The organism is Streptomyces sp. NPDC050619 (assembly GCF_040654815.1).
GTDB lineage: Bacteria > Actinomycetota > Actinomycetes > Streptomycetales > Streptomycetaceae > Streptomyces.
On sequence record NZ_JBFAIR010000002.1, the window covers coordinates 448,580 to 462,946 of the forward strand.

General features: G+C 70.8%; 12 protein-coding genes and 2 pseudogenes. 2 read left to right on the forward strand and 12 right to left on the reverse strand.

Annotated elements, in window-relative coordinates; all coding sequences use genetic code 11:
• Nucleotides 1-229 precede the first annotated feature (229 nt).
• The 6 genes and pseudogenes from AB0I77_RS05065 to AB0I77_RS05090 form a co-directional block, all read right to left on the reverse strand.
• Entirely contained in the window at nt 230-826 is a 597-nt protein-coding gene (locus tag AB0I77_RS05065) for a hypothetical protein (RefSeq protein WP_363280944.1), read from the reverse strand.
• 136 nt (nt 827-962) lie between these two features.
• Nucleotides 963-1,381 (reverse strand): annotated as a pseudogene (locus tag AB0I77_RS05070) (ASCH domain-containing protein).
• A gap of 372 nt (nt 1,382-1,753) precedes the next feature.
• The gene (locus AB0I77_RS05075; protein ID WP_363280945.1) at nt 1,754-1,879 is read right to left on the reverse strand and encodes a hypothetical protein; all 126 of its coding nucleotides are present in this window, start codon (nt 1,877-1,879) and stop codon (nt 1,754-1,756) included.
• Between the two features lie 134 nt (nt 1,880-2,013).
• The gene (locus AB0I77_RS05080; RefSeq protein WP_363280946.1) at nt 2,014-3,234 is read right to left on the reverse strand and encodes an amidohydrolase family protein; all 1,221 of its coding nucleotides are present in this window, start codon (nt 3,232-3,234) and stop codon (nt 2,014-2,016) included.
• Between the two features lie 14 nt (nt 3,235-3,248).
• A complete protein-coding gene (locus AB0I77_RS05085) occupies nt 3,249-3,728 on the reverse strand; it encodes a hypothetical protein (protein WP_363280947.1) in 480 nt (159 codons plus the stop codon).
• Nucleotides 3,725-5,095 (reverse strand): MFS transporter, encoded by a 1,371-nt coding sequence (locus AB0I77_RS05090; RefSeq protein ID WP_363280948.1) that lies wholly within the window; start codon nt 5,093-5,095, stop codon nt 3,725-3,727. The genes AB0I77_RS05085 and AB0I77_RS05090 overlap by 4 nt, the downstream gene beginning before the upstream one ends.
• A gap of 149 nt (nt 5,096-5,244) precedes the next feature.
• On the opposite strand from AB0I77_RS05090, the gene AB0I77_RS05095 reads away from it, so the two are divergent.
• Together AB0I77_RS05095 and AB0I77_RS05100 are read left to right on the forward strand one after the other, a co-directional pair.
• Nucleotides 5,245-6,222, forward strand: coding sequence for a MurR/RpiR family transcriptional regulator (locus AB0I77_RS05095; protein WP_363280949.1), 978 nt, complete (start codon nt 5,245-5,247; stop codon nt 6,220-6,222).
• A 264-nt stretch (nt 6,223-6,486) separates the two neighbouring features.
• A pseudogene (locus tag AB0I77_RS05100) lies at nt 6,487-6,758 on the forward strand (hypothetical protein); the annotation flags it as partial.
• A gap of 428 nt (nt 6,759-7,186) precedes the next feature.
• Here AB0I77_RS05100 and AB0I77_RS05105 read toward each other — a convergent pair.
• From AB0I77_RS05105 to AB0I77_RS05130, 6 genes are all read right to left on the reverse strand, one after another.
• Nucleotides 7,187-8,107: an ABC transporter permease gene (locus AB0I77_RS05105; protein ID WP_363280950.1), complete on the reverse strand. Its 921-nt coding sequence runs from the start codon at nt 8,105-8,107 to the stop codon at nt 7,187-7,189.
• Complete coding sequence (locus AB0I77_RS05110; RefSeq protein WP_363280951.1) at nt 8,104-9,309, reverse strand: ABC transporter permease; 1,206 nt, start codon at nt 9,307-9,309, stop codon at nt 8,104-8,106. The genes AB0I77_RS05105 and AB0I77_RS05110 overlap by 4 nt, the downstream gene beginning before the upstream one ends.
• A complete protein-coding gene (locus tag AB0I77_RS05115) occupies nt 9,306-11,024 on the reverse strand; it encodes an ATP-binding cassette domain-containing protein (RefSeq protein ID WP_363280953.1) in 1,719 nt (572 codons plus the stop codon). The genes AB0I77_RS05110 and AB0I77_RS05115 overlap by 4 nt, the downstream gene beginning before the upstream one ends.
• Complete coding sequence (locus AB0I77_RS05120; protein WP_363280954.1) at nt 11,021-11,584, reverse strand: hypothetical protein; 564 nt, start codon at nt 11,582-11,584, stop codon at nt 11,021-11,023. The genes AB0I77_RS05115 and AB0I77_RS05120 overlap by 4 nt, the downstream gene beginning before the upstream one ends.
• A gap of 176 nt (nt 11,585-11,760) precedes the next feature.
• The gene (locus AB0I77_RS05125) at nt 11,761-13,155 is read right to left on the reverse strand and encodes an amidase (protein ID WP_363280955.1); all 1,395 of its coding nucleotides are present in this window, start codon (nt 13,153-13,155) and stop codon (nt 11,761-11,763) included.
• Nucleotides 13,155-14,150: a BMP family protein gene (locus tag AB0I77_RS05130; protein ID WP_363280956.1), complete on the reverse strand. Its 996-nt coding sequence runs from the start codon at nt 14,148-14,150 to the stop codon at nt 13,155-13,157. The genes AB0I77_RS05125 and AB0I77_RS05130 overlap by 1 nt, the downstream gene beginning before the upstream one ends.
• Nucleotides 14,151-14,367: the final 217 nt, after the last annotated feature.

The window sequence follows — 14,367 nt, forward strand, 5'->3', positions numbered from 1 at the left end:
CTCGTTCTCGGGGGCAGCGGCCGCACCGTACGTGGGTTCGTTCGGCCTGCTCGATCGGGCCGGCGGCGGTGAGGTCGTCGCCGATCCAACCGTCCGGCAGGCTCGGAATGCCGTTGGTTCGGGCGGTCGCAAGCACGCGACCGCGGTCCACCCCATGCCCAATGCCGGCGGCGTCGGCCGACACAAATTCCAGGTCAGGTAGGGACCGTTGGCGTGGCCTCACGCTTCGTCAGGCCGCAGGGGGCAGCGCCCGGCGTCGTCCGCGACAGAGGCGGCACGGAGGCAGACGGCCGGGCCGAACTACCAGGCCCGAGGGAGACTGCTGGAGATGGGCGGCAGCCTTCTCCGTCAGGTCGTCGAGTCGCTGGTACACCTTCGTCGCCTGCGGGAATCCATTCCCGTGGGCAGTTCGGGCGAGCGCCCGGTTGAGCTCCTTGAGGTGCCAGACCGCGCCTTGGGCGAGGGCGGCCATGTCGGGCGGCGACTCCAAAGCCATGTCCAGAGCCTTCTTTTCGAGCAGCAGAATTGCACTGCTGAACCGTTCTCGGGAGTCCCGGCGTTCGTCGTCGGTGACAGAAGAGTCGATGGTGGCGGCGCGCAATGTGAGGTCCCCCATGTCGTCGGCGAGGACGCGAGCATCATTGAGGAAGGTGGTGTAGACCTCACGCCGAACCTGCCGGAGCCATTGTTCGTACGCACTGGATGCCTGCTTGTCCGCCTGGTACATGGCGCCTTTGAGGGCGATGCGTGCCGCGCCCCAGGCGCCGCCCGCGCCGACTAACGCGCCGCCGAGCGCTCCGACGAGACCGGCTATCGCTGCGTCCATCCCAACTCCCCCGTGTGCAGATCGATCACGCCGGGTGAGCCTAAGCGAAATGGCCAACTGTCTTTGAGCACAGCCCGGTCACCAGTGTCCCGTCTCGGCTGATCTGGTCCGGCTCTGCTGCATCGAAGTGAGCCCGTCAGACCGTGTGCACCAGCCGGAAGCGCTGGGCCAGCACCGCGTGTCGTCGTCGACGGTGAAATCCGGGTCGCTCAGCTCCTCGCGCACCTCCGTGCTGTGCCAGAGCCTTTCGTGCACAGCCCGCCACTCGGCCACCGACTCGTAGCTCTCCCCTTCGTCGAGGGCGTGCTGCAGGTCGACGTCGGCGAGTCGGACTATCCGGACCTCAGTCAGTTCGATCACCGCGACCCGGCGCTCTTCGGAGTCGACCACGGCCGACAGCTGGCCGACCTTGGGCAACGGCTCGTTCTCCCGCTCGTACCCCAGCACCAGCCCGGAGGTAGAAGTCTTGGCACCGGACAGGACTGCGGCGACCAGCTGGTCGCGCAGTGGACCGGGGAATTCGAACTCCATCAAGGGAAGATCATCGAGGTTCATGCCCCGCAGGCTACCGAGCCTGTGGCCTGGAGGATCACGCTTTCGCCGTGCTTGCCGGGCTGTCCGTTCTACCGCCTGAGACAGGTGAGACGTCACCGGGTCTGACCTGTCCGATCTCATTAGATCTTGCAGAGATGGGGCCGTTGACCTGCGGGGTGACAGGTTGGCGTGGGATTCGGGGAGAGGCTCGGCGGGGCATCTTGGAGGGGGTGTCACTGGTGCCGAGCGTGAGTCTCATTGATCATGGCGGGAGCTGGATCCGGCGCAGGATCCGGACTGGGAACCCGATGCCGACTTGATGTGACGAACCCGTTGCTCCCGCTTCGCGACCGCCGATCCCCGCGACGTCCCCGGGCCCCCGGACGGTCGCGGTCAGCGTCTGGTTTCTTCAGGAGGTGAGGCATCGACCGTGCCGAAGGCAGCGGTCACCGCGTCGACGTCCACGTCGTCGATCCCGTCGAACACGAGAGAGTCCCAGAACGATGCGTCTGACTGCATGACCAGCAATCGAACACCGCGCCTACCCTCCGCGACCGCTCCCTGATCTGTGCCAGAACCCGCAACAAACGAACGAAGCCAACCTCCCGGTTGCCCGTCGCTTGGATGCGCCCAGCGTGACAATGCGCGGGCGCTCACAGACCCTTGTCGGTCACCAGGTCGCCGCCTTGGATGACGCAGGCGATGTTCGCCGGGTCGGCGAGGAAGTCGATGTCGGTGAGCGGGTCCCCGCGCAGAATCACCAGGTCCGCCTGCGCTCCTGCGGCCAGGACACCGATCTCGCCTTCGCGGTGAAGAAGTTGAGCCGCTGTGACGGTTGCCGAGCGGATGACCTCGATCGGCTTCTGTACCTCGGCGCGGATACGGAACTCCTCGTTCTGGTAGCGGTGCATACCGCCCAGCAGGTCGCTGCCGTAAACGACCCGTACACCGCCACGGGCCGCCCGCTCCAGCGCGGCCAGACCCGCTCCCAGCACCTGGTCCACCTTCTGGTGGCTGGAGGCGGAGAGGCCGTGCTCGGGCCCCTCGTGTTTGAGCGCCCAGTAGGTGACCAGGGTCGGCACGAGGAAGGCCTCGTGCTCGGTGAACAGTCGCACGCTCTCGTCGTCGAGGAGGTTGCCGTGCTCGATGGATCGTATACCTGCCTCCAGGGCCCGGTTGATCGCGCGGGCGGTGTAGGCGTGTGCGGCGACGTAGCGGTTGGCGGCCTCCGCCTCGTCCACGATGGCGCGCAGCTCGTCCATCGAGTACTGGGTGGAGTCGATGCGGTCGGTGGGCGAGGCGACGCCGCCGGAGGCCATCACCTTGAGGTGGTGGGCGCCCTTGCGCAGCTCGTCGCGGGCCGCGGCCCGAACGGCGTCGACCCCGTCGGCGACCCGGCCGAGACCTGCGCAGCAGGGGTGGTCGTCATGGACGCGCGTGCCGCGACCGCGGCTGTCGCCGTGGCCGCCGGTCTGGCTGAGTGCCCGTCCGCAGAAGTGCAGCCGGGGGCCGCGCAGCAGCCCTTCTTCCTGGGCGTCGCACAGACCGTAGTCCGCGCCGGAGGCGTCACGCACCGTGGTGAAACCGCGGTCGAGCATGCCGCTCATGATCCGCGCGCTGTGGGCGGCGATGTAGCTGGGCGACGACGACGCGAGGGAGCCCAGGTCTGCCGTGGCCGCTGTGACGTGCACATGGGCGTCGATCAGACCGGGGAGGACGGGCGCGCCGGCCAGGTCCAGGACCCGTACGCTGTCGGGCGCGGCCAAGCCGGTGCCGATCTCGGCGATCCGGCCGTCGGCACACCGGAGGTCGGCCTCCTGGTAGACGCCGGTGGCCACGTCGAGCAGCATGGCGTTGCGCAGCAGAAGCGACAACTTGGTTCGTCTCCTCAGATGTTGGGTCGGTCGGTGCAGGCACGCAGGGCGGGGACGGCGCGGCCGGCGAGTGCGCACACGCGCTGCACCGAGGTGTGGTCGTAGCGCCCTTCGGCATCCAGCACGTTGAGTATGCCCAGGGTGCGGCCGTCGTCGACCACCGGCGCGTTGACGACTGCTCCGCAGCCGAGTGCGTCGATGGTGCGGTGGTCGGCGAAGACCTCGCGCACCTCGTCCCGGTTGGCTCCGAGGTAGGGCAACTGGCGCTCGATGCACTGCTCAAGCCACCCGGCGTCGACCTCGACCGTCTTCTCGCCGCCGACCGGGTACTGGCCGGGGTCGCTGCTGTGCACGCGGCGCAGCACGCGCCGCTCGGGCAGCCATGCGAGAACGGTGAACAGCCGCACGCCTACCGCAGAGCGAATCTCGTGCTCCAAGGCGTCCATGGTTTCCCACTCCTTCAGTGCGGACGGCTCCCGGCTTTCGCTGCTCACAGAACGGTCGTCTCCTTCTCGGCAGGTGCCTTGTCCACGGTGGCCGAGGACTCGTTGAGGTGCTCAAGGGAGCGCCCGGCGGTGCGGACCCCGAAGAGCACCGTGCACACGACTCCCACTGCGAGTACCGCGGTGGTCAGGCCGAAGACGCCGCTGAAGCCGAAGCTCGCGGCGGAGGCGCCGATGACGATCGGGGCGATGATGCTGCCGACGCGGCCGAAGGCGCTGGACAGACCGGTGCCACTGGCCCTGATCCACGTGGGGAAGACCTCGGGAGTGTACGAGTACACGCCTGCGTAGGTGCCGTTGAGGAAGAACGAGAGTGCCACCCCCGCCACCGTGATGGACACAGGAGTGGTCATCTGGCTGAGCCACAAGGCGCTCAGTGCTGAGCCGGAGAGGTAGAGGGCGATGACGTTCTTACGGTCCAGGCGCTCGGACAGCCATGCGGCGGAGAAGTAACCAGGTATCTGGGCCACGTAAATGATGATCGAGAACTCGAAGCTCTTGGTCACCGCGATGCCACGCTGCACCAGCAGGGTGGGGATCCAGGAGAAGAAGCCGTAGTACGAGAACGTGATCACGAACCAGATCAGCCACGTGATGGCCGTGCGGCGGGCCATGTCCCCGCTCCACAGGTACTTCAGGGCGGACAACAGGCCGGGCGTCCGCACCGGGGCGGCCGCCGCGGGGGCCGTTTGCGGCACGGGCGGCAGCGGCATGCCGGTGGCCAGCTCGACGCGGCGCTCCAGGTCGACGACGACGCGCTCGGCTCCGTCGGCGTCGCCGCGGGCCAGCAGGTAGCGCGGCGACTCGGGGAGTGAGCGCCGCCACCACAGGAGCAGCAGGACCGGCAGGGCGGTGATCACCTGGGCGATCCGCCAGCCGTCCGACAGGTTCGGTACCACGAAGCGCCCGATGAGTGCTGCGGCGACGAATCCGAACGAGAAGAATCCGGCCAGCGCGCCCACGAACCAGCCGCGCCGGGCAGCGGGCACGAACTCCGAAAGGAAGGGGGCGATGATGGCGCTCTCCGCGCCCGCTCCGGCCCCGGCCAGGACACGGGCAACCAGGAAGATGTCGTAATTTGGCGCGAATGCGGCCACCAGGGAGAAGGCGGCGTAGAAAGCGAGCGCCCACATCATGACCTTGCGCCGTCCGATGCGGTCGCCGAGCAGCCCTGCCGTCGCGGCCCCGAACAGGAAGCCGAACGGTGCGGCGGAACCGATGAGCCCCAAAGCGCCGTTGTCGAGGTTCCAGACCTCCTGGGCACTTGGCATCACGAAGGCCACGATGGCCCCGTCCATGCCGTCGAAGGTGTAGCCGAGGCCGCCTATCAGCAGCAGGGCGTAGTGAGGTCTGCTCAACGGGAGTCGATCAAGCCGTGCCAGGAGTGTCATGCCGCGCCTCCGGGGGATTCGAGTGATCCGCAACATATACTGCAGAAAATTAGATCTGCAATATTGTTTGCATAGATGTAACCGATAGCGTGTTCCCGAAACACAAGGGAGGCCACGTGACACGGACCGAGTCCGCGAAGGACACAGGGGACGGCTTTGAGGACTGGCTGCGCGCTCGGCTGCCCGAGCGCGGACTGCGATCCAAGGGGGCGGCGGTCCTGGAGGTCCTGCTCACCCAGCCCCGTCGCGCCTCGTTCGCCACCAGCGCCGAACTGGCGACGCTGGCCGGGGTCAACATCGCCACCGTCACCCGCACCGCCCAGGCGCTCGGCTTCACGGGGTGGCCAGCTCTGCAACAGGAGCTGCGCGCCCGCTACCTGTCCGCGCTCAGCGCACCGGAAGTCGCCGCCGAGCACCGGCCGACCGGCGCCCCCGCCACCGCATCGCTGCGCCGCGATCTGGACAGCGTCGCGCTGCTCACCCGCCGCCTCGACCCCGCCGCGGTGCGCAGGATCGCCGAGGCGATCGCCGGCGCCCGGCACACAGTGGTGGTGGCCGACGGCAGCTACGCCGCCACCGGCCTCGCCTTCGCGCACAACGCCCGGCTCGCCGGCTACGACGTCACCGCCGCCACCAGCGGCCCCGCCCATCTGGCCAACGCTGTCTCCGCACTGACCGACCGGGACGTCCTCATCGCCATCAGCTTCTGGCGGCTTTATCAGAGCACCGTCCTGGCGGCCCAGGAGGCGCACGCCCGCGGCACGAGGGTGTTCGCGCTGACCGACGCGGCCAGCCCGGCCCTGGCCGACGCCGCCGACGAGGTGCTGCTCATCCCAGCCGAGGGCGTCGCGTTCTTCCCGTCCCTCACCGCAGGAATGGCCGCGGTGCAGGCTGTCGTCGCCGAACTGGCCGCCCTCGACCCCGACCGGACCAGGCACGCGATCGAGGCCGCCGAAGCCCAGTGGGACCGTTTCGGAGTCCTCCACCGCAGCCCCAGACCGCGCGAACGACTGGCCGCCCCTTCCCACCGCCCCCGCCCGGGCGGGGACGGGTCGGCCGACGCCGCTTCACCCCATGCGGCCGGGCCGCAATGACGCGCGGCACACGTCGACCGTGAACGGGCATCCAGTGGTGGCCTGGTTCGGGCGTGTGGTGTGGCCGGCCGGGCCGGCTTCTACGGTCGTCGGCGTTGAGCCTGGACCTGGCACGAGAAGCAGGAGTACGCCCGCAACCACCAGGCCCGCTACCGCGACCAACTCACACTCACGGCCTGATCTTCGTCCTCGATCCGCCTGACCGTACTGTTCGGGTCCGGCAGGCTAGGCGGAGTGTCGAGGGAGCGCTCGCGATGGGCGACGATGGCGGCGACGCCCCGCCGCCGCAGGCACGCCGCCATATGGGAAGGCCTCTCCGCGTTCAGTGGCGCGGTCGTGTGGACGAATGCGCCGGCCGCCTCCGGCCCGGTCGTGTCCTGCCCGACGGGTGTATGGACCTGTGGTGGAACGACGGGCGGCTGCTGGTCGCGGGGCCCGACACGCGCGCGTACGTCGCCGAGGTGAGCCGAGTGCCTGGGCCGGCGTGCGCTTTCCCGCGGGGCACGGCACCGGCCCTGCTCGGCGTGCCCGTGCACGAAACCCCTGTCCTGACCGGTGTGCACGCGTTGTGCACGGTCTCTGGTCAAACGGAACATCCGCGCAGGTCAGAGGCCATTCATGTGAACCTCGCAGCTGTCCCCGGCGCTCTGGTTCGCTGCCGGTGCGCTCAGCGTGGCGGCGGTACTGGTGTTCCTGATCCCCAGCCGGCGCAAGGCCGGTGGCCCGGCTGCCGACCTGGCCCCAGGGAATACTCCGGCCGGCGTCCCAGCCGCCATCTGAGCTTCGCCCAGCGCCCAGCGCCCACGCCCAGCGCGCCTCGTACGCCCGCATCGTCGAGGGCATCCAGACCGCCGCTGACAGACCGCCGCTGACAGACCGGGCTGTGCCGGACAAGGGGTGCCCCCTCACACCTTCAGCACGCCGCCCGGCCGGCGCTCTCGATCTCGTGGACATGGCAGCGCCCTCACGCACGGGCCTCTCTCACGAAGGGCAGGGTGAGCGCGGACGGCGCCCGGCTGGCGCCGGTCAGGCCGCTGACCGCGAGCAGCGCCAGCAGGTAGGGGGACATGACGAGGACGGCCGTCGGCAGGTGGATGCCGAACGCCGGGGCAGCGAATTGAAGGGCCTGGGCGACGCCGAAGAACAGGCAGGCGAACAGAGCCGGCCAGGCCCGCCAGCGTCCGGCGATGACCGCGACCACGGCGAGGTAGCCCGCGCCGGAGGTGAGGTTGTCGGTGAAGGCGTGCACGTCGGCGAGGGCCAATTGCGCCCCGGCCAGCGCCGAGGTCAGGCCGGTCAGCAGGACCGCGCCGTAGCGGACCGCGGTGACGGGCAGCCCGGAGCGGTCGGCGGTGACGGCGTCCTCGCCGATCGCGCTCACCGCCAGGCCGAGGCCCGTCCGCCGGCCGAACAGGACGGCCAGTACGGCCACGAGGGCGAAGGAGGCGTAGCCGAGGACGGTCTGCTCGAACAGGGCGGGGCCCAGGAACGGGATCTCGTGGAGCAGGGGGATCCGCACCCGGTCGAAGCCCGGCACCGACCGGCCCTCGGTGAAGATCAGCCGGGCGCCGTAGGTGGTGGCGCCCAGCGCGAGCGCGTTGGCGGCGATCCCGGTGACGATCTGGTCGGCTCCGAGCGTCACGCTCAGGACGGCCTGAAGGAGCGCGACCAGCAGCCCTGCGGCGAGCGCGCACCCGACGCCGACCAGGGCGCTGCCGCTCTGGCGCGCACCGACCGCCCCGGCGAACGCGCCGGTCAGCATCATGCCCTCGACGCTGAGGTTGAGGACCCCGGCACGCTGGCTGACCAGTTCCCCCGAGGAGGCCGCAAGCAGCGGGACGGCCAGGCGTACGCCTCCGTCGAGCAGTTCTCCCACGGCGCTCACCGGGCAGTCTCCTTTCTGAGGGTCGCCGCTCCGGCGATGAGGATGATGAGGACGCTCTGCACGACCTGGACCGAGGAGGCCGGTACCCCGGCCGCGAGCTGGAGGTTGATCCCGCCGGCGGCGAGCATGCCGAAGAGCAGGGAGATCCCGGCGACGGCCGTCAGGGAGCCGCGGGCCAGCAGGCCGACGACGAGCCCGGCAAAGCCGTAGCCGGAGGTGAAGTTCTCGGCGAGCACATAGGGGACGGTCGCGACGAGGGCGGCTCCGGCCGTCCCGGCGAGTCCGCCCGCGGTGGCCAGCGCGCCGATCTGGAGGCGGGCCACCGAGAGCCCGAGCCGCCGGGCTGCGGGGGGCGACTGGCCCACCGCGGACAGCCGGGTGCCGGTCGCCGTCCGGTGCAGGACGATCCAGGTGACGACGGCTGCCGCGACCGCCACCAGCACCGCGATGGTCGCCGGCGACTCCGTCAGGCCGAGCAGCGGCAGCCGGGCCCCCACTGCGAGCGGCTCGGACTGCGGCAGCGTGTCGGCCGAGGTCACGGGCTGCCGCAGCAGCCCCTCCTCGTGGACGGCCAACGAGACCAGGCCAAGACCGACGAAGTTCAGCAGCAGCGTGGTGATGACCTCGTTGACCCCGCGCCGCGCCTTCAGCCAGGCCGCGATCGCGGCCCACGCCGCTCCGGCGCAGAACCCGGCCCCCAGCACGAGAGGCACCGCCAAGCCGGCGGGCGTCGCGTCGGGCAGGCTCACCCCGACCGCGGTCGCGCCAATTCCGCCAACCGCCAGCTGCCCCTCACCCCCGACGTTGACCAGCCCCGCCCGGTAGGCGACGGTGAACCCGGTCGCGATCAGAGCAAGTACGGCAGCGGCGTTCAGCGCGCTGCCCAGCGCGTAGGGAGTCCCGGCCATGCCCTCGGCCAGCGCACCGGCGGCCTGCCCGACGGAGGCCCCGCTCCCGACGACCAGCATCACCCCGACGGCGAGCGCCGCCCCTACCGCACCCGTGTAAACCAACAGGTCCCGCGCCACCCTCCCGGCCCGGGGAATGCGGGCCACGCGCTCGATCCGCAGGATCCTCGCGGCGCGCAGCGCGTGCCCGGCGGCGCCTCGGGCGCCGCGACCGGCCAGGGAGGGGTCACCGGGAAGCGGCTGCTGTTCGGCGCGGTCTTCGGAGTCGCTCAGGCTCTTCGTCGTCTTCGTCATGGGGTCGCTCCCACCATGAGATTGCCGATCTCGGCGCGCGCGTTCCGCGCCGCGCAGGGGACGGGGCCGAGGAGGCGGCCCCGGTAGGCGACCATCACCCGGTCGCAGAGGGCCAGCAGCTCGGACAACTCGCTGGAGACGACCAGCACGGCCGCTCCGCCCTCGGCGACGCGGCGGATCCGGTCCAGTACCGCGTCCACCGCGCCGAGATCGAGGCCGCGCGTCGGCTGCGCCGCCACCAGAAAGCGCAGCGGGCGAATCCCCAGTTCCCGGGCGAGGACCACCTTCTGCTGGTTGCCGCCCGACAGCGTCGCCATCGCCGCCCCGGGCCCCGCGGCCTTGATGCCCTGGCGCTCGATCACCCGAGCCGCCTCGGCGTGCAGGGCTTTACGGTCGAGCAGCCCCCGCCGCCGGAACCGCGCCAGCTCCCCGAGGAACAGGTTCTCCGCGACGCTCATCCCGGGCACGCACCCCTCGTGATGCCGATCCTCGGGAATCACCCCGACCCCGGCCGCGGTCCGCCGGCCCGGGCCGACCCCGCTCAGCTCCACCCCGCCCACGCGGAAGCGCCCTACGGCATCCAGCGCCCCGCTCAGAAAGGCCACGAGCTCGCTCTGCCCGTTGCCCTCCACCCCCGCGATCCCGACGATCTCGCCGGCCCCGATCCGCAGATCGACCCCGTCGACCGCCGCACTCCCGTCCTGCCGGGCGACCCGCACCCCCTCGATCGCAACCTCGGCCGGCGCCTCGGCCTCAGCGCCACCCGCCCCCGCGCCCCCAGCCGGTGCGACGGGGGCAGCGCCACTCGCTCCCGAGCCCCCAGCCGGTGCGACGGGTTCAGCACTGCGCGATCCGGAGTCCGAAGCCGACGCGACAGCCTCAGCCTGACGCGTGGCTGTGGAGTCGGACGACGCGGTGACGGCAGCGTGCGGCGGGGCTGGAGGGTGGGACGGGGTGGTGAGGTCGAGGCCGGCGGTGAGGAGGGGATTCAGGTCGGCCAGGGGGCGGCCGAGCATGAGGGAGACGAGGTGGTCGCGGCCCAGGGCGCTGAGAGGGCCGGTGCCGGTCACCCGGCCGCCGCGCAGGACTGTGGCGGTGTCGCCGACGGATTCTATTTCGCCGAGTTTGTGGGTGATGAGGAGGACGGCATGGCCGGCGGCGGCGATTCTGCGGCAGGTGGCCATGAGGGACCGGACCTCGGTGGGACCCAGAACGGCGGTGGGCTCATCGAGGAGGATCAGGCGTGGAGAGCCGAGAAGGGCCTTGACGATTTCTACCGACTGGCGTTCGCCTACGGGGAGGTCGGCGGGGCGGGCGGTCAGGTCGACCGACAGGCCGTAGGAGGACTCGATCTCTGCGACGCGAGCCTTCAGCTCCCTGGTCGGCAGGCGCAGTCGCAGGCCCTCGCGGAGCAGGAGGTTCTCGGTGACCGTCAGGTTCGGGACCAGGCTGAAGTGCTGGTGGACCATGGCGATGCCGTGCTTGAGGGCGTCGGCGGGGCGGCGCGGGCGGTAGGGCCGGCCGTAGAGGCTCATCGTGCCCTCCTCCAGCGCGGCCGCACCGTAGACGAGGTTGCAGAGCGTCGACTTCCCGGCACCGTTCTCGCCCAGCACGCAGTGCACCTCTCCCGCGCGGACCGTCAGGTCGATGCCGTCCAGAGCGCGCACGGTGCCGTAGGTCTTTCCGACGCCGGCCAGCTCCAAGGCAGGATTCATGAGGCGCTTCCTTGCTTACTGTGGCTTGCTGACTGTGGCTTGCTCACTGGGGTTTGGCGGACCCTGCTGCGCGAGGCCTTGCGGATGCTCGCGGCCGTGGGCCTGATCGTGCGGAGCGTGGGCGCCTGGTCTCGGTGTTCACCGCTGCCGACGTGCGGCATCCGGTCCACCCGCGCGACGTGCCGCAGTCGCCGGCCACCCGGCCGGCCGCCGTCGGCGCCGCCCTCCATGCCGGGACCGTCGCTTCGGCGGGCAATCCCCTCCTCACCGGGATGGGGACGCGGGCCGCGGGCACCGCGCGGTGGTGCCGACTGACCGCCGGCCGCGTTCCAGCCGAGCAGCGGACCGAGCACAGGGAATTCCGCGACCTCATCGCGGCGGGCAACGAGTCGAACCCCGCGGCCTGCGCGTTCGCGCGTATCGCCGCGGGGCGCGCGGCCGGCCTCGCCGAGCGCCACCGCGTCGGTGCCCGCATCGCCCTTCCGCGCGGCCTCCATGCGGGCCGGGCCCAGCACACCGAGTGCGAAGACGACGACTCCGATCATCACTCCGGTGCTCACCGCGGCGACCTCGCCGAGGGCGGTCCGGCCGGCCTCGCGTCGGCTGACACCTGGTCGGACACCGAGATCGGCCCCACTGGGATCGCCGAGATCGGCCCCGCTCGGATCGTCGAGATCGGCCCCGCTCGGATCGTCCGGGCCCGCCGTCGGCGCCCGGCGGCATGCTGGAGGCCGGTTCACAGAACCGGCCAGGGAGCGGTTTCCTCGAAGGCGAACGCCGCGTTCAGGACGTCCAGGTCGGCGAGGTGCCGGCCGACGAGCTGGATCCCGACGGGGAGGCCGTCGCCAGTGAGTCCGGCGGGCAGCGAGATCGCGGGCTGGCCGGTCAGGTTGAGCGGGAGCGTCATCGACAGCCAGTAGGACGGGTCGACGTCGCGGCCGTCGATGACGGTCGGGCCGATGTCCCCCGGGACGAACGCCGGAATCGGCGAGGTAGGGGTCAGCAGCAGGTCGAAGCGTTCCATGTGGATGGCCATGGTCCGGCAGACGCGCTGCCGGACGACGCGGGCGTCGGTGAGGTCCTCTGCCGTCCAGGGCCGGTCGAGCAGGCCCCTCAGATAGGGGGCCGGCTCATGCTTGAGCGCGAGCTCCCGCAGACCCCGTAGGTCGGTCTCGTTGGCGATCATCGCTCCGAACGCCGCGAACGGATCGGGAAAACCCGGATCTGCCTCCTCCACCACGCAGCCGAGCCCCTCGAACACCTCGGCGGCCCGGTCGGCCAGCACCCGGATCTCAGGTTCGACCGCGGCGTAGCCCCAGTCGTAGGAGAGCCCCACGCGCAGGCCGTCGAGGGGACGCCGGGCCACGGTCGCCGGTGCGGCAGGCAAACTGAAGCGGTCGCGGGGATCGGGGCCGGTGAGGACCGCGTAGGCGAGGGCGGCGTCGGCGACGGTGCGGGTCAGGGGGCCCAGGTGTTCCAGGGCGTCCCAGCTGGAGACGCCGGGGAGCCGTTCGTCCTTGCAGCCGGGGTAGGCGGGGATGCGGCCCATCGACGGCTTGAAGCCGACCGTTCCGCAGAGTGCGGCGGGGATCCGGATGGAGCCGCCGCCGTCGCTGCCGAGCGCCAGCGGCACGAGTCCGGCCGCGACCGCGGCGGCCGAGCCCGCGCTGGAGCCGCCGGGGCTCAGCGCGGTGTTCCACGGGTTGCGGGTGGGGGGGAAAAGGAGGTTGTCGCCGACCGCGGCGTACCCGAACTCCGAGGTGTTGGTCTTGCCGACCACGATCGCGCCGGCGGCGCGCAGCCGCTCCACCACGATGTCGTCCTCGTCCGGGACATGGTCGCGGTAGGCGGTGGACCCGAACGTGGTGCGCAGGTTCCGGGTGCAGATGAGGTCCTTGACACCGACCGGCACCCCGGCCAGCGGTCCCGGGTCCTCACCGCGGGCGATCCTGCGCTCCAGATCGGCGGCGGCTTTCCGGGCGCCTTCGGCGTCGAGGGTGCAGAAGGCGTGGATCTCGGGCTCGACGCCGGCGGCGTGCGCAAGGAACTCCTCGACCAGGTCCGTCGGGGCGAGGCCGCCGGTGCGGACCTGCTCGGCGACAGCCGTGGCTGTCAGTGTGCGGGTTGCCATCAGCTCGTCTTGATTTTTCCGGCGGCGAGGTCCGCGCGGATCTGCTCGATCTTGGAAGTGACGGTCTTGTCGGCTCCGCAGAGCACGATGCCGGAGGCCTCGGTGCCGGAGGCCAGTCCGAACGGCTTGGCCTCGGCCTTCCAGGTGCCGGCGACCATCTGCTTCACTCCGTACTCGGTGGCGAAGCCGATGTCGGACTTGGTGAACCCGGCGAACGCGGAGTCGGTGGAGCACTTCTGGACGAGCGGGCCGCCGAGCACCTTGGTGCCGGTCTCCTTGGCGCCCTGGAGCATGCCCTGCAGGCCGTTGTTGAGGATCTGGTAGAAGACGTCGCCGCCGGCGCCCGCGTCGGCGGTCAGGGCCTGCTTGGCCTTGGCCACGTCGTCGAAGTCGCCGGTGTACTGCGGGGGCAGCACGGTGATGCCGGGTCTGGCGTGCTTGGCGCCCGCCTCGAACTGCTTGGCCACGGCGACGATCGGCGGGATCTCCAGGCCCGCGATGAAGCCGACCTTGCCCTTCTTGGAGACGAGCGCGGCGTCGGCGCCGGCCAGGAACGCGGCGTCGTCCTGCTTGGGGTCGTAGGCCGCGAGGTTGGCTGTGGCGGTCGGCGGGCCGCCCACCTCGACGAACTTGACGGCCGGGAACTGCTGGGCGGCGCGGCGGACGTCGGCGTCGGTCTGGCCGCCGATGGAGATGACGAGCTCGGAGGTCTGCGCGAACCGGACGAGGGCCTGCTGGTAGTCGGCGGGTGCGATCTTCTCCACATAGGTGATCTCCACCTGGCCGCCGAGGTCCTTCTTGATCCGCTTGATGCCCTCGTAGGCGGACTGCATGTAGCCGGCGTCGGAGACCGAGCCGGGGATGAGGACCCCCACTTTGATCTTGGTGTTCTTCGCGGAGGTCGCGGCGTCCTTCTGCTCGGACCCGCAGCCGGTGGCGGCGAGGGCGAGGACCGCCGCGCAGATCGCGGCGGTGCGCAGGTTTCCAGAGGTCATGTCGACGTCTCTTTCGGGGAACGGCATAGCTGTGCAATAGCCGTGCAATAGCTGTGGGTTCCCTTGTATACAAGGATCGTGTTTCCCGGCGGAGGTTAAATCGTTTCCGGTGCGATCCAGTCCGCGGACACCGGTCGACCCTTCATGGCCGTCTTCCGACCTGCCGGCAGGCGGGGGAGCGGCGACTGGGTGGCGAACTAGGCCGTCGCCCCTGAGT

What these genes read in the sequence shown, in the direction of transcription:
- AB0I77_RS05065 (WP_363280944.1), bottom strand. Translation starts at nt 826, where the DNA reads ATGGACGCAGCGATAGCCGGTCTCGTCGGAGCGCTCGGCGGCGCGTTA.
- AB0I77_RS05075 (WP_363280945.1), bottom strand. Translation starts at nt 1,879, where the DNA reads ATGCAGTCAGACGCATCGTTCTGGGACTCTCTCGTGTTCGACGGGATC.
- AB0I77_RS05110 (WP_363280951.1), bottom strand. Translation starts at nt 9,309, where the DNA reads ATGACGAAGACGACGAAGAGCCTGAGCGACTCCGAAGACCGCGCCGAA.
- AB0I77_RS05115 (WP_363280953.1), bottom strand. Translation starts at nt 11,024, where the DNA reads ATGAATCCTGCCTTGGAGCTGGCCGGCGTCGGAAAGACCTACGGCACC.
- AB0I77_RS05125 (WP_363280955.1), bottom strand. Translation starts at nt 13,155, where the DNA reads ATGGCAACCCGCACACTGACAGCCACGGCTGTCGCCGAGCAGGTCCGC.
- AB0I77_RS05130 (WP_363280956.1), bottom strand. Translation starts at nt 14,150, where the DNA reads ATGACCTCTGGAAACCTGCGCACCGCCGCGATCTGCGCGGCGGTCCTC.